This is a genomic window from Bacillus sp. 7884-1 (genome assembly GCF_002272245.1).
Lineage (GTDB): Bacteria > Bacillota > Bacilli > Bacillales > Cytobacillaceae > Neobacillus.
Window position 1 is genome coordinate 34,861 of the sequence record NZ_NPDD01000079.1, and the last position, 13,177, is coordinate 48,037.

Consider the following 13,177-nt stretch of genomic DNA (forward strand, 5'->3'; position numbering starts at 1 on the left):
GAAGGGAGATGATTAGCCTGAAAATCCAGGAGATACATATATACGGCTTTGGTCAATTAAATAATACGGTCATTAAAGACCTATCTGATTTTCAAGTGTTTTATGGTGAAAATGAAGCAGGAAAATCCACGATTATGGCATTTATTCATGGAATACTATTTGGGTTCCCAACTAAGCAATCTTCAGAACTTCGCTATGTGCCAAAAAACGGATCAAATTATGGCGGGAAGCTAAGAATTTTATTTGATGAGCTTGGAATTGCCACGATTGAGAGGGTTAGAGGAAAAGCTTCTGGGGATGTTACGGTAACGCTCGCGGACGGAACGACAGGCGATGAGACTCTTCTTAAGCAATTACTTGGAAATATGGATAAAGGGTTATTCCAGGCAATTTTTTCATTCAATATACATGGGCTGCAAAATATCCACCAAATGAAAGGGGAGGAATTAGGCAAGTTTTTATTTTCAACTGGTACACTTGGAACAGAACGGCTGCAAAAGTCAGAGGCAGAACTCCAGAAGGAAATAGAAGCACGCTTTAAACCAAGTGGAAAGAAGCCTGTGGTTAATGAAAAACTTAAAGCCCTTCACGAACTTAGTGGCGAACTAAAAAAGGCTGCAGCTAAAAATCAAGAATACGAAGCTCTAGTTTCAGATAAAGAAAGTATACAAAAGGAAGTAGAGAGGATAAATAATTCTCTGCAGGAAGTAAAAGGCGAGGTTGAAAAATTAAATGAGTGGCAGAGGATCCATTCACTTGTCAAAGAGGAAAGATGGATCACCTCTGAAATCAAGTTATTAGGGGAAAGTTCATTCCCTGTTAGAGGTGTTGAACGGCTAGAAAAAGTAAATCAGCTAATCTACCCTTATAATGCTCAGATTTCAAGTTTAATGGAAAGAATCGCACAATTAAAAAAAGAAGTTGCCTCTATACAGCCAGAAAAGGAATTGCTCGCTGATGAGTCTCAGCTTCTTGCTGCGCTAGACCAAATTCCCATCTATGAGCAGTTGACGCTAGAAAAACAACAGTGCGAATTGAAAGTAGCAGATTTAGAAGAAAAAATCTCCAACATAAATGAAAAACTACACTTACCTCTAAGGGAAGAAGAAGTCCTAACGATAAACACCAATATCTATATGAAAAATCAGGTGGAGCAGACAGCAGGTAAGAAGCAAAAGCTTTTAGAAATAAAGCAGGACCTTGAAGAGAAATTTCGTGAAGAAAAAAGTGCTCTTGAGGAGCTGGAAGGAAAAGTTCGCATTGCCAAAACACAAATGATTCCAGCTCATGAAAGAGCAAAGCTTGAAAAGGTAGTACATGTGGAAGGTGAAAAAAGAAAAGTAGAATACGAACTAAAGGCAGTCCAAGATAAAATAGAGTATTATCAACATACTCATGAGCAGGACAAAAAAACATTTACAAAGATAAACAAGCAAAAACAAATTCAATTTCTAACCATTGGTGCGATACTGCTAGTTCTAACACTTTATGGTTTGTTTACTAAGCAATGGACACTGTTAGTTGTTGGTGTATTAGGAAGCTTACTAATTGGTGTTTTTCTTAGTAAAAACCTTGCCCATAAAAATGAAACCAAGATCCATCAGGCTCTAAGTCAGTTGTTAGAAAATGAAAAAAAGTTAATACAAAAATTAGAGGAATATAAAAATAGTAATATCCCAGCCATTCAAGAAAAATTGGATCAAGATAATCTTCGGAAAGAGCAGTATCTGCTGTTAAAAATAAAGCTTGAACAGCAGCAAACACAGTATGAGAATGTAATTAGGAAATTTGAGGAATGGGAAACCGAAGCAGCAGAAAATAAGGAAATATTAATGAAATTGAGTAGTGAACTTCATATACCTGAATATATTGCCGAAACATTTTTCCTAGAAGCATTTCAGCTAATTGAACAATATAAACAAGTAGGAAGAGAAAAAAAGCATTTGCTTGCAAGGTTGGAAAATATTAATCAGGAACAGGCAAACATTACGAAAAGACTCACATTTTACTCAAAACAATATCTAGCAGAGGAAGGTAGTGATTTTTCCAAAATTGCCTTTTTATTGCGGAATAAATTAAAGGAGGAGCATGGAAAATTAATAAAAATTCAAGAAAAGCAAGAAAAGCTTGATGACCTTGAGGCAGACCTTAATCAAATGAAGCAGGAGCAGAACCATCTAATTTCGGAAAAGAAAAAGCTCCTTGACGAAGCCGATGTAGAGGAAGAAGAGGCATACTATGAGCTTGGTAAAAAAGTAGAAAAGAAGAGTAAGCTGATCGATAGGCTTGCAGATATAGGTAAGCAGGTCCAATATTCCTTTCTAAAGGAAGAAGAAATAGAAAGACTCTTACAAATTCATAATGTAGAAGGACTATTAATCCATTATCATGCGGAGAAAGAAACTTTATCCTCTAGATTGATTGAACTGCAAGAAAAGCAAGCAGCTGTTAACTACCAGATTCAACTTCTTGAAGAAGGCGGGTCCTACTCTGAAATCCTTCATCACTATAAACAGCAAAAGTTTGAGTTAGAAGAAGCAGCAAAGGAATGGTCAGTTTTTTCTTTAGCTCAAAACATCCTATCAAAAACGGTTGAAAAGTATAAAACCGTCCATTTACCTAGAATGCTGGCTAAAGCAGAGGAATACCTATTTTTTCTTACTGAGGAACAATATGAGCGTATCCACCTGCAGCAGTCCGGATCTGGCTTTCTGATTGAAAGAAGTGATCATACCTTATTTGAGGCAAATGAGTTAAGTCAAGCTACTGCAGAGCAGGTATATGTTTCTATTAGACTTGCGCTTGCCACTACACTATATGAAAAGTATCACTTTCCAATCATCATCGATGATAGCTTTGTAAATTTTGACTCAAGCCGTACAAAAAAGGTGATGGAGTTATTAACAAAACTTGAACATAATCAAATTTTATTCTTTACCTGTCATACACATTTACTTCAATACTTTCAACCTGAAAACGTTCTGTATCTTCATAAGGGAGCAGTCGAAGTAATTTGATAGAGAATGTTATACTTGTACTAATGGGAAGGAGAGAGCAAGATGAATAAAGGAATTTTAAATTATGATTTTGGTGTACAGGTTGATCTGTATTTACTTATCAAAAGCGCCACAAAAGGGATAGCGAGTAATGGAAAGCCATTCCTAACCCTTATTCTTCAAGATCAAAGCGGTGAGATAGAAGCAAAACTTTGGGACGCTAATGAAGAGGATGAAAAGAATTACATTGCACAAAAAATTGTTAAAATTATCGGGGATACTCATAACTATCGCGGTAAAAGCCAGCTGAAAATTCGCCAGATTCGAAGAACAGGACCTAGTGATTCAGTAAAGTTGGAGGATTTTTTAGCTACGGCTCCATTAAGCCAAGAGGAAATGACAAGTAAACTGACACAATATATTTTTGACATGAAAAACCCAAACATCCAAAGAATTACCCGTCATTTATTGAAAAAGCACCAGCAGGCTTTTCTAGAATATCCAGCAGCTACGAAGAATCATCACGAGTTTGTATCAGGACTAGTCTATCATGTTGTAAGTATGCTTGATTTGGCAAAATCCATTGCAACACTATATCCAAGTCTCGATAAGGACTTACTTTATGCAGGCGTGATTTTGCATGATATGGGTAAGGTTGTGGAATTATCAGGACCCATTTCTACTGTTTATACCGTTGAAGGAAATTTACTTGGTCATATTACGATAATGGTAAATGAAATCGGCAAAGCCGCTGAGGAGCTAGGAATAGTTGGTGAGGAAGTTTTAATTCTTCAGCACCTTGTGTTAAGCCACCATGGAAAAGCGGAGTGGGGAAGTCCAAAGCCGCCGTTAATTAAAGAAGCTGAAATTCTTCACTATATCGATAATCTTGACGCAAAAATGAACATGCTCGATCGAGCCTTAGAAAGAGTGAAACCTGGAGAATTTACTGAAAGAGTATATGCCTTAGATAACCGCTCATTTTATAAGCCAATCTTTCATAAATAAAATAACCCAATTGGGTTATTTTTTTTGAGCTCATAGAATATTTATATATTACTCGAATATGTTGTATAAAAAGTGGACAACCACTAACGAAGGGAGCAATAATAAATGACTATTCCTATTTGGGTATATGCAGTCGTGGTTGGTATTGTAATTAGTGCGTTGATGGCAATCAAAACAGGCAGAGAAGAACGTTTGTTAGAAATGGAAAATATAGAAAAAGAGGGAGAGATATATTTAACCCGTCTAGAAGAAGAAAAAGAAAGACGTGAAGGAGAAAGGATCACTGCGGAATAAAAAAAGAAGGGACTCGATTATTCAGAGTTCCTTCTTTTTGCTTTATTGTTGTGCTGGTGCAGTTTGTGGGTCAAGAGCGTTTTCTAAGTCTTTATCACTTATCTTCACTTTTGCATCCTTAATTTCTTTTTGCATGATTTCATTAATCTTTTCGGTGGTTAATTTTGAAGATTTTAATTCTTTTTCCATTTGTTCTTTCATTTCTTCAAAGGACTTTTTCTCCTTTTTGTCCGTCAATTGAATAACATGATATCCAAATGATGTTTTCACAGGTGCACTGATTTCATCCTTTTTAAGTGCATATGCTGCCTCTTCAAAAGCAGGATCCATCGCTCCCGGACCAAACCATCCTAAGTCTCCGCCAGCTGCTTTAGCCGCTTCATCCGTAGAATAAGTATTGCTTACATCTTCAAATTTCTCTCCAGCATCAAGTTTTGATTTCACTTCTAATGCTGTCTTTTCATCCGCAACAAGAATATGACGAGCCTTAATTTCAGGCTTATAGTTATCGTAGTATTCCTTTACTTCTTTATCTGTTACTTTGATTGACTTCATAGCAGCCTTTTCTTGCATCATGCCGAGTTTCATTGTTTCTTTAAAAGCATTTTCATCCGCGTAGCCGTATTGCGCTAATGCAGCTTCAAAGTTTTCTCCAAGCTGCTCTTTTAATTCAGCAACCTTGGCATCTAATTCTTTCTCCGTTACTTTGTATTTCTCGGAAAGGACTTTTTCATAGACAAGCTGTTGTAATGCTTGTGCCCCCACCTTTTCCTTCATTGCTTCATAAAGTTCATCCTGTGTAACATCTCCAGCACTGCTTTCTGCCACAGTAGAACCGCTTTGATTACATGCGCTTAAGGCAATAACCCCGCCAGCTAATGTAAGGGCTAACATCCATTTTTTCATGAGGAACCTCTCCTAAACAGTAAATTCTTGTGGGTTTTTGTCCACAAACTATACTATAACATAAATGGTAACCACTGCAAAAATATTTCCTGTGTTGTTTACAGAATTTTGGGCATATACCTATCGCGATTTCGGAATTTGTACATACGATACAATGTAAGAAAAAAGGAATACTGTTCAACTGCCTAGGTACTAAGCAGGAGATTCTCAATGGATCATTACCCATTATGAAAAAGGTGGACTTTTTTCATAAGAAAATAAGGTAAGAGCCTAGTCGAAATGAATACAGCTTGAATAGTATATCGTAGTAAACAATAAAGGAGGTATTATGATGAGTGGTGGACACGGAGCAGGATTTGCATTGATTGTAGTCCTATTCATTCTATTGATTATTGTTGGAGCATCTTGGATTTGCTAATGAAAATTTAAAATGATGCAGACAACAGCTTACCACTTATGAAAGGGGAGAATTGTGTGTCTGGTTATGGATTCCACGGTGGAGGATTTGCGTTAATCGTAGTTCTTTTCATCCTGTTAATAATTATTGGGGCTTCTTGGCTCTAACCTGAAGACAAAATTAAAAGCGATGAGATAATTCTCATCGCTTCTATTTGTTTGTTACAATATAAACCTACATGAATTAAGCCTATGTATACAGTATTTCTACATAGGATGAAATCAGTAATATCGTGACAAGTACATTTATTGTGCGAAATACTTTGTGCTGACGTTCCTCTGGGATATCCTTTTGAATACAAAGGGAATTGGTCATTTTGTTAACATAATATAAAATAAAAATGGCCAAGACAATAAAAATGGAGATCATCAACGATTCCCTCCCTGATGTTCATTTATGTTAATACATTATCAAAAATTTACAAAAAAAGATAGTTAAAAGGATTGGTAGTAAAGTAGGAAATAAATTGAAATTGCTGCCAATAAAGTTTTCTAGGTCATGTTTACCAAGGAACAAAACCATTTAAGAAAAAGGTTTACCTATGACTTAATAAGGTAAATAATGAATATAAGAAAAGTATAAGAATGTTCGGAGGTCGAAATGTATGGATAAATATGCTGAATTACAAATTAGAGTGAATCTTCTTGAATACCATCAAAGGCTGCTATTAAAAATGTTATCTGCCCCCAATCTCGAATTCTATAGATTGGTCATTGAAAATGGGATATCAGAACAGGAAGTACAAGCCTTCAACAAACTTTGTGAGGAAATGAACAAAAAAATGGAAGAACAAAAAGCGGAAGGTTTTATTAATTTTCATCCGCTTTTCAATGAGTTTTTATATTCGTTGCCAGCAAAATTTGACGTGAAGGAAGTAATTCAAACTTGTTTAAATCAACGACTATACGAACCTCTTTTTAGAGAGTTCCATAAGTGCCTTTAAACATTAAAGTAGTTCTTTTTCAGTTTTCACAGACTTCCTAAGCTTACCAGCATCTTCGTTAAATTCTGTTTCGATGTTATGGAAAGAACGCTCAAAGATCTCCATAAAATCATCTCCATAGATATTGCGAACTATTGCCATCATTTCAATAATATCGGGAAACTTTCCATATAGGTCTCTTAACGGTAAAGCTCCAGTGAATGCAGCATTGCCGTTTGGCTGATAGGATTCCATTATACGAAGAAAAATCTCTTCACCTTCAGGGGTGAGTTGAATATAAGTATTCCTTTTATCATTCTCTTTCTTTGAAAATTGAAGCAATCCTCTTTCTTCTAACTTTTTTGAAAAATTAAACGCTGTTGAGACATGCATGACCCCAAACTTTGCCACATCGGAAATGGAAGCCCCATTTAAATGGTATGCAATCCAAAGGATATGATGTTCATTGATATTTAAATCAAAAGGCTTTATCCATTGCTGCCAATCTTTCTCAATTGATTTCCACAAGGCTTTACTTAACTGTGCAATACGCTGGCTAAATAGCATCGCTTCTTTCATTGAATACTGTTTCTCCGACATCCCCAATTTCACCTACTTTTTTATTTCTCTATTAACATTATGCCAATAAAGTAAAAATTAATAAAGTGTAAATTCACAAAATTTTTAGAAATTACGTATTTTTCTACTTGAAAAATTTATTTTTATTAAAATCTATAAGAATTTTTATGTTTTTTTCCGTTTTTCCTCCTAATAATTTCAACCTTTTGAATATTCTACATAGAGAAGGACACTAAAACATATGAATGAAAGTATCAACTCTTGGGTCTTCAATAGGGGGTAGGATATGAAAAGCGTAAGTACGATTCTTTTTTTACTTAGTGTATTGCTCATTGTCGGTGCTATTTGGAATACGTTAGCCTTAAAAAGACCAGGATTTTATCCACCTAAGCAAGTCTTGAAGAAAAGAGCTTCAGCATTAGCAGGAGGTGGAGGAATACTTTTGTTAGTGGCTATTATACTATCAAGTTTTTAATCAACTATTGTCAGGAATTATAGAAAGAAAAGAACCTTTCTTAGGTTCTTTTCTCTCTGTATTATTTGGAAATGATAATAGATGATGACGACTTCGTTCTTTTGGCAACTGAAAGTGCAACAGGATACAAAATAACCATAATAATTGTATTCAGGGCAATTGCAGGTAAGACACCTGCAGCAAAAAGTGCAGCGAAAGAACTTGGCAGGCCAACAATGAAATGGGCTGCTCCTAAAAAGACAGATCCTGAAACCAATGTCCCAATTGCAGTTAATACTGCAACACTTATGATAGAATTACGGTATTTCTTTAATGCCAAAAATATTCCAAAAAAGACCAAAGCAGTAATGGGCTTATCAATGATATTTGGAATCTGGCCGCCAGGAAAACCAGTTGTAAGAGCAGATAATGCTCCAGTCACAATGGACAACAGCATAACACTCTTAATATCTGGAATCAGAATAATTCCTAAAAACATCATTGCAAGCATCATATCTGGTTTAATGGTAAGAAAGGCTGGCATCACCGTGTGCAAGACTACCCCAATTCCCGCTAAAAGTGATAGGACTACTAGATTCTTTGTATTCATTTCTCATCTCTCCTCTGCTGACTAAGGGTGAAAGGCTTTCTCTTTCACCTCGCTATTTGTTTCTCCTGTAGTACGCTAAATGTCTACAGCGAAAAACTTGTTATCATTATAGCACAGGTATATAAAAATAATAAAGATATAATTTTCAGATAATTTATTCTTTCTTTTAAAAATGCTTGCTGATATTTGCTGCCATTTCTTTTAGGGTTTGTGGAGTATAATCGCTCGTATTTGATTTCCAAACCGCACCAAATCCGTCTCCTTGACCATAGCGTGGAATTAAATGCACATGGAAGTGATAGACCGTTTGACCCGCTTGTTCACCATTATTATTCACTAAATTTAAGCCGAGTGGCTTATACTCTTCTTTTAATGCATTTGCAATTGCTGGAACAGATTCGAAAAGGTTTTTAGCGATGTCAGGAGTGAGTTCAAACAAATTTTCTTTATGTACCTTAGGAATGACTAGTGTATGTCCTTTTGTTACCTGACTGATATCTAAAAAGGCCATAACATATTCATTTTCGAATACTTTTGCTGCTGGTATTTCACCATTAACTATTTTACAAAAAATACAATCGCTCATTGAATTGACAACCCCTTTATTAACTTTGATATCCGTATTTTACCATATGTATTAGCAATAAAAAAAGAAAGAGACAGGATCCGCATGGAATCCTGTCCTCTCGAAGGGGATTGCTTCATTTTATACGTTCATTCAGGAATTACGTTTGATAAACACCTCATTTGGCAATTTAGTGTTTTTTTATAAACAGTAATCTTTGTTCAAGCTGACCATCCCCTATGTGTTTTTATAGTTTTCCCAACTTATAAAAACGGATGATAATCTGCGGTAAACACCTCATTTATTTTTTTGATAAATAGCTGGTGTTATTTGAACTCTAAATGGTTACAAGGCAACTTGTGCAAAACAACCATCCCCTTATTAGAAACGTTTAGAAGCTACTTGTTTGAAAAGTTAAATGTCTTTGACAGACACCTCATTTCAAATTTTGATGAATCACTTCATCGAGTAGTAGGTGTTTCCCCTTCGAATATTATGATGTCCGTTTTGATTTTAAATATACAAAAAAAGTAACAAAAATTTGAATTCCTATTTTTATCAACTGCGATTTGGTAAAATGTAAGGAAATCATGATATAGGAAGGACGGAAATCATGTCTTTATTATCAATTGAAGGACTAACTGGCGGATATACAAGGAATCCTGTTTTAAAAGATGTATCCTTCGAAGTAAACGAAAAAGAATTAGTTGGATTAATTGGACTGAATGGTGCTGGGAAAAGTACAACGATTAAACATATTATTGGTTTAATGGAACCACATCGCGGAGAAGTGAAAATAAATGGACGTACGATAACAGAAGATAAAGAGGCTTACCGAAAAATGTTTACTTTTGTTCCAGAAACACCTGTTTTATACGAAGAACTAACCCTCGAGGAACATTTGAGATTAACGGCAATGGCATATGGTTTAGATGAGACTACATATAAAGCACGAATTGAGAAATTATTAGCTGAATTTCGAATGGAAAAAAGACTGAAATGGTTCCCAGCTCATTTTTCCAAGGGGATGAAACAAAAAGTAATGATTATGTGCGCCTTTTTGGTGCAGCCATCTCTTTATATAGTGGATGAACCATTTGTTGGTCTTGACCCACTTGGGATTCAATCATTGCTTGATTTAATGAAAAAAATGAAAGAAAACGGTGCAGGTATACTAATGTCAACCCATATTCTTACCACTGCGGAAAAATACTGTGACTCATTTATCATTCTGCATGAAGGAAAGGTTCGTGCAAAAGGGACACTTGATGAACTCAGAAAGCAATTTTCAATGCCGACAGCTTCATTAGATGATTTATATATCCAATTAACGAAGGAAGAAAAATATGTTTGATGAGAAAAAGCTATGGAAGGACAGATCTGTTCATCGTCTAAAAGAATTTGGCACTTATCTTCGTTATATATTAAATGGTCATCTTGTTGTTGTCCTGTTATTTCTAATTGGTACGGCTGCCTTTTATTATCAAGAATGGATAAGTTCATTATCACAAGAATTCCCTGCAGAAATTATTATTGCGTTAATACTAGGGATGTTATTAACACACAGTCCTGTGTATACTTTTTTGCTTGAGGCAGATCAGGTATTTTTAATACCACTTGAAACAAGGTTAAAGAGGTATTTCTTGCAATCTGGGTTACTAAGTCTAATCTTTCAAGGATATATCTTATTAATGGTGTTAGCCATTTTGATGCCGATGTATGCACACGTTAGTGCAAATGGTTTTCAATCGTTTTTTATTTTTTTACTGGTGTTATTGATCATAAAAGCATGGAACCTTGCACTTAACTGGAGAATTCACTATTATGTTCAGCCATCGGTTTATATTTGGGACATGTTCGTCCGTTATTTCATAAATGTAATCTTTACTTTTTTATTATTTAGCAACGCCAATATACTCTTATTACTAATATTTGCCTTAATTTTGGCATTTTACTATCAATCCTTTTATGTTAGAACGAAAAAAATGGGGTTGAAGTGGGATTTACTTATTACTCAAGAAGAGAAGCGTATGGCTTCCTTTTATCGTTTAGCTAATTTATTCACAGATGTACCGAAATTAAAGGATACGGTTAAGAGAAGAAAATGGTTAGACATATTTATTCAATCCATTTCTTTTTCACAGAATAAAACCTACCATTACTTATTTGCACGAACATTCCTGAGAGCATCTGATTATTTAGGTCTTTTTATTCGTCTAACTGTAATCGGAGCTTTAGCACTGTACTTTATTTCCTTTGGGTGGGGGCAAATCGTTCTGTCACTGTTGTTTATTTATCTAACTGGATTTCAACTGCTGCCCTTATGGAATCATCACCAAAACAAGCTTTGGATTGACTTATATCCAGTATCTCAAAAACATAAAACAGCTGCATTCTATTCTATTCTAAGAACGATTCTCTATATTCAATCCACCGTTTTTTTCATGATTGTTTTGATAAAAGGGGAATGGCTCTTTTCGTTAGCAGTCCTGCTCTCAGGATTATTATTTAGCACTTTATTTGTAAATGTTTATAGTAAGAAAAGGCTAAAAGCAAGAATGGATTCGGAAAAAATCTAATATTCTTTTGCTGAGGGGAGTGGGAGCATGAACGAATATGAGTTAAAGGTATACGGTGAAGTGGTTGAATGGAAAAGGAAATTAACAAGACGTTCAGGGATGATGAATCGAATATCCAAAAAGGCTCAAGGGAAAATAAATGAAATGATCCCGGAAAAGGTCCACGAGGTCATGACAGAAAGTATAAAGGGAATGGTCAAAACCACCTTATTTGGATCCCAACTCACGACGAACAAGAATCAAGCTGCAGGTCTGAGCCTAGAAGAGCGTGATGAATTAATGAGAAAAAAGACGGCTGTATTTCAAAAGACTGCCCTTGTGGAGGGGGCAGGGACTGGGGCTGGAGGAATCCTGCTGGGTCTTGCCGATTTTCCATTACTGCTTTCCATAAAAATGAAATTTCTTTTTGAAGCGGCGGCTATTTATGGATTTAACACAAAAGAATTTGAAGAACGGCTATTTTTACTGCATATCTTCCAGCTTGCTTTCTCAAGTGATGAAATTCGCAGAGAAACCTTATCTGACATTGAAAACTGGGAAGAGAGAAAGCAGACGCTCGTGGAAATGGATTGGCGCAAATTTCAACAGGAATATAGAGATTATATTGACCTAGTAAAGATGTTCCAGTTAGTGCCGGGAATCGGTGCATTTGTGGGTGCATATGCCAATAACAATTTATTAAAACAATTAGGTGAGACGGCCATGAATGCATACAGATTAAGAATCCTAGAAAAAGCCCCTGAACTTTAGTGATTAAAGGGTTCCGTTTTCGGGGGTGCTTTGTTAGTAAAAGACAAGAGAATTGACGTATAAAATTCGCATACGTCTTTTTCTTTATTTAACAAGGTTTCTACGAAATTCTATTAACTTAGACATAGCAATTTACGATTATTATTATTATGCTCATATCGGTTGGGGATGGGGTTAAACATCCTATTTATTAAATAGACGGAAAAATTCCGCTTATTTAATAAATAGCTTCGAAATTAGCTTAAATAGACGGAGAGATTCCGCCTATTGACTCGAAATATATTATAATGGGGGATTTTGCTTTGAATAACCGGAAAACCTCCCCCTATATACCCCGAAACGAACTCCATTTTGCTTCTAACCGGAAAATCTCCGCTTATTTTACTTTTGCTGGTTACTGATTAAGACAAGCCACCCTAATAGGGGGTGAGTTTTAACTCAAAAATCCAAGAGAACCTCATGTTGATGCATTACGGTGAACCCTATCACAAGTAAGTGAGGTTATATTTGTATAAATAAGGTTTTTTGTATTCTTAATAAAAAAACTCGCCCAGCAGTGATCTGCCCCGTAAATGTTAGACACCATTCTAACATTTACGGGGTGTTTTTTATGGCTAAATTTAGTGCGGAGGATAAATTAGCGGCTGTTCAGCGCTATTTACAAGGCAATGATGGTTATCGTAGGATAGGGGCTTCCATTGGAGTACACTCTTCTCTCATAAAAACTTGGGTGAAGCAATACGAGATAAACGGTGAAGAAGCGTTTCAAAAATCCTATACAAGTTTCTCAACAGAGTTTAAACTAGACGTACTAAAATATATGAATGATTACGGGACGTCACCGAATGAAACAGCTGCTATTTTTAATATAGCTGATCCTTCTACCATTCGAAAATGGAGTAGGCAGTTCGAGGAACATGGAATTGATGCCCTTAAATCAAAGAAAAAGGGGCGTCCATCCATGAAAAAAGAAACAATGAAAACAGAAACACAGAAACCAAAAGCCAACCAACCAATACCGGGCGAAGAATCTATGGAGGCTTTACAATCAAAAGTT

General features: G+C 35.7%; 16 protein-coding genes. 11 read left to right on the top strand and 5 right to left on the bottom strand.

What is annotated here, in order from left to right; all coding sequences use genetic code 11:
* The first annotated feature begins 8 nt into the window (after positions 1-8).
* The 3 genes from CHI06_RS10655 (at position 9) to CHI06_RS10665 (ending at position 4,298) form a co-directional block, all read left to right on the top strand.
* Positions 9-3,017: an ATP-binding protein gene (locus tag CHI06_RS10655; RefSeq protein WP_095248528.1), complete on the top strand. Its 3,009-nt coding sequence runs from the start codon at positions 9-11 to the stop codon at positions 3,015-3,017.
* Positions 3,018-3,059: 42 nt separating this feature from the next.
* Positions 3,060-4,004: a 3'-5' exoribonuclease YhaM gene (gene yhaM / locus CHI06_RS10660; RefSeq protein WP_095248529.1), complete on the top strand. Its 945-nt coding sequence runs from the start codon at positions 3,060-3,062 to the stop codon at positions 4,002-4,004.
* 105 nt (positions 4,005-4,109) lie between these two features.
* Positions 4,110-4,298 carry a sporulation YhaL family protein gene (locus CHI06_RS10665; RefSeq protein WP_095248530.1) on the top strand — a complete coding sequence of 63 codons (189 nt, stop codon included), beginning with the start codon at positions 4,110-4,112 and terminating at the stop codon, positions 4,296-4,298.
* 42 nt (positions 4,299-4,340) lie between these two features.
* On the opposite strand, the gene CHI06_RS10670 is transcribed toward CHI06_RS10665, so the two are convergent.
* Complete coding sequence (locus CHI06_RS10670; protein ID WP_095248531.1) at positions 4,341-5,204, bottom strand: peptidylprolyl isomerase; 864 nt, start codon at positions 5,202-5,204, stop codon at positions 4,341-4,343.
* 328 nt (positions 5,205-5,532) lie between these two features.
* Between CHI06_RS10670 and CHI06_RS10675 the strand changes: the two genes are divergently transcribed.
* The gene (locus CHI06_RS10675) at positions 5,533-5,622 is read left to right on the top strand and encodes a YjcZ family sporulation protein (protein ID WP_095248532.1); all 90 of its coding nucleotides are present in this window, start codon (positions 5,533-5,535) and stop codon (positions 5,620-5,622) included.
* Between the two features lie 38 nt (positions 5,623-5,660).
* Positions 5,661-5,768, top strand: a complete 108-nt coding sequence (locus CHI06_RS10680; RefSeq protein WP_095248533.1) for a YjcZ family sporulation protein — start codon at positions 5,661-5,663, stop codon at positions 5,766-5,768.
* Between the two features lie 82 nt (positions 5,769-5,850).
* Here CHI06_RS10680 and CHI06_RS10685 read toward each other — a convergent pair whose 3' ends face one another.
* The gene (locus CHI06_RS10685) at positions 5,851-6,030 is read right to left on the bottom strand and encodes a hypothetical protein (protein ID WP_095248534.1); all 180 of its coding nucleotides are present in this window, start codon (positions 6,028-6,030) and stop codon (positions 5,851-5,853) included.
* 235 nt (positions 6,031-6,265) lie between these two features.
* Between CHI06_RS10685 and CHI06_RS10690 the strand changes: the two genes are divergently transcribed.
* Positions 6,266-6,604 (top strand): DUF1878 family protein, encoded by a 339-nt coding sequence (locus CHI06_RS10690; protein ID WP_095248535.1) that lies wholly within the window; start codon positions 6,266-6,268, stop codon positions 6,602-6,604.
* 3 nt (positions 6,605-6,607) lie between these two features.
* Here the strand turns inward: CHI06_RS10690 and CHI06_RS10695 are convergent, their stop codons facing one another.
* Positions 6,608-7,183: an HTH-type transcriptional regulator Hpr gene (locus tag CHI06_RS10695; protein WP_095248536.1), complete on the bottom strand. Its 576-nt coding sequence runs from the start codon at positions 7,181-7,183 to the stop codon at positions 6,608-6,610.
* 265 nt (positions 7,184-7,448) lie between these two features.
* Here CHI06_RS10695 and CHI06_RS10700 point away from each other — a divergent pair, with 265 nt between their 5' ends.
* Positions 7,449-7,637 (top strand): hypothetical protein, encoded by a 189-nt coding sequence (locus CHI06_RS10700; protein WP_095248537.1) that lies wholly within the window; start codon positions 7,449-7,451, stop codon positions 7,635-7,637.
* Positions 7,638-7,698: 61 nt separating this feature from the next.
* On the opposite strand, the gene CHI06_RS10705 is transcribed toward CHI06_RS10700, so the two are convergent.
* Together CHI06_RS10705 and CHI06_RS10710 are read right to left on the bottom strand one after the other, a co-directional pair.
* On the bottom strand, positions 7,699-8,226 hold the full coding sequence (locus CHI06_RS10705) for a tryptophan transporter (RefSeq protein ID WP_095248538.1): 528 nt from the start codon (positions 8,224-8,226) through the stop codon (positions 7,699-7,701).
* A 166-nt stretch (positions 8,227-8,392) separates the two neighbouring features.
* A complete protein-coding gene (locus CHI06_RS10710) occupies positions 8,393-8,812 on the bottom strand; it encodes an HIT family protein (protein WP_095248539.1) in 420 nt (139 codons plus the stop codon).
* 592 nt (positions 8,813-9,404) lie between these two features.
* On the opposite strand from CHI06_RS10710, the gene CHI06_RS10715 reads away from it, so the two are divergent.
* The 4 genes from CHI06_RS10715 to CHI06_RS10730 all read left to right on the top strand — a co-directional run.
* A complete protein-coding gene (locus CHI06_RS10715; protein WP_095248540.1) occupies positions 9,405-10,145 on the top strand; it encodes an ABC transporter ATP-binding protein in 741 nt (246 codons plus the stop codon).
* Positions 10,138-11,370 carry an ABC transporter permease gene (locus CHI06_RS10720; protein ID WP_095248541.1) on the top strand — a complete coding sequence of 411 codons (1,233 nt, stop codon included), beginning with the start codon at positions 10,138-10,140 and terminating at the stop codon, positions 11,368-11,370. Before CHI06_RS10715 ends, CHI06_RS10720 begins: the two co-directional genes overlap by 8 nt.
* A gap of 27 nt (positions 11,371-11,397) precedes the next feature.
* On the top strand, positions 11,398-12,120 hold the full coding sequence (locus CHI06_RS10725; protein WP_095248542.1) for an EcsC family protein: 723 nt from the start codon (positions 11,398-11,400) through the stop codon (positions 12,118-12,120).
* A gap of 610 nt (positions 12,121-12,730) precedes the next feature.
* The coding region (locus CHI06_RS10730) for a helix-turn-helix domain-containing protein (RefSeq protein ID WP_142300942.1) at positions 12,731-13,177 on the top strand (447 nt) is incomplete at its 3' end.

Bases quoted from the DNA above. Each gene is read 5' to 3' on its own strand.
- CHI06_RS10655 (WP_095248528.1), top strand. From the start codon at position 9: ATGATTAGCCTGAAAATCCAGGAGATACATATATACGGCTTTGGTCAA.
- yhaM (WP_095248529.1), top strand. From the start codon at position 3,060: ATGAATAAAGGAATTTTAAATTATGATTTTGGTGTACAGGTTGATCTG.
- CHI06_RS10665 (WP_095248530.1), top strand. From the start codon at position 4,110: ATGACTATTCCTATTTGGGTATATGCAGTCGTGGTTGGTATTGTAATT.
- CHI06_RS10670 (WP_095248531.1), bottom strand. From the start codon at position 5,204: ATGAAAAAATGGATGTTAGCCCTTACATTAGCTGGCGGGGTTATTGCC.
- CHI06_RS10675 (WP_095248532.1), top strand. From the start codon at position 5,533: ATGATGAGTGGTGGACACGGAGCAGGATTTGCATTGATTGTAGTCCTA.
- CHI06_RS10680 (WP_095248533.1), top strand. From the start codon at position 5,661: ATGAAAGGGGAGAATTGTGTGTCTGGTTATGGATTCCACGGTGGAGGA.
- CHI06_RS10685 (WP_095248534.1), bottom strand. From the start codon at position 6,030: ATGATCTCCATTTTTATTGTCTTGGCCATTTTTATTTTATATTATGTT.
- CHI06_RS10690 (WP_095248535.1), top strand. From the start codon at position 6,266: ATGGATAAATATGCTGAATTACAAATTAGAGTGAATCTTCTTGAATAC.
- CHI06_RS10695 (WP_095248536.1), bottom strand. From the start codon at position 7,183: ATGTCGGAGAAACAGTATTCAATGAAAGAAGCGATGCTATTTAGCCAG.
- CHI06_RS10700 (WP_095248537.1), top strand. From the start codon at position 7,449: ATGAAAAGCGTAAGTACGATTCTTTTTTTACTTAGTGTATTGCTCATT.
- CHI06_RS10705 (WP_095248538.1), bottom strand. From the start codon at position 8,226: ATGAATACAAAGAATCTAGTAGTCCTATCACTTTTAGCGGGAATTGGG.
- CHI06_RS10710 (WP_095248539.1), bottom strand. From the start codon at position 8,812: ATGAGCGATTGTATTTTTTGTAAAATAGTTAATGGTGAAATACCAGCA.
- CHI06_RS10715 (WP_095248540.1), top strand. From the start codon at position 9,405: ATGTCTTTATTATCAATTGAAGGACTAACTGGCGGATATACAAGGAAT.
- CHI06_RS10720 (WP_095248541.1), top strand. From the start codon at position 10,138: ATGTTTGATGAGAAAAAGCTATGGAAGGACAGATCTGTTCATCGTCTA.
- CHI06_RS10725 (WP_095248542.1), top strand. From the start codon at position 11,398: ATGAACGAATATGAGTTAAAGGTATACGGTGAAGTGGTTGAATGGAAA.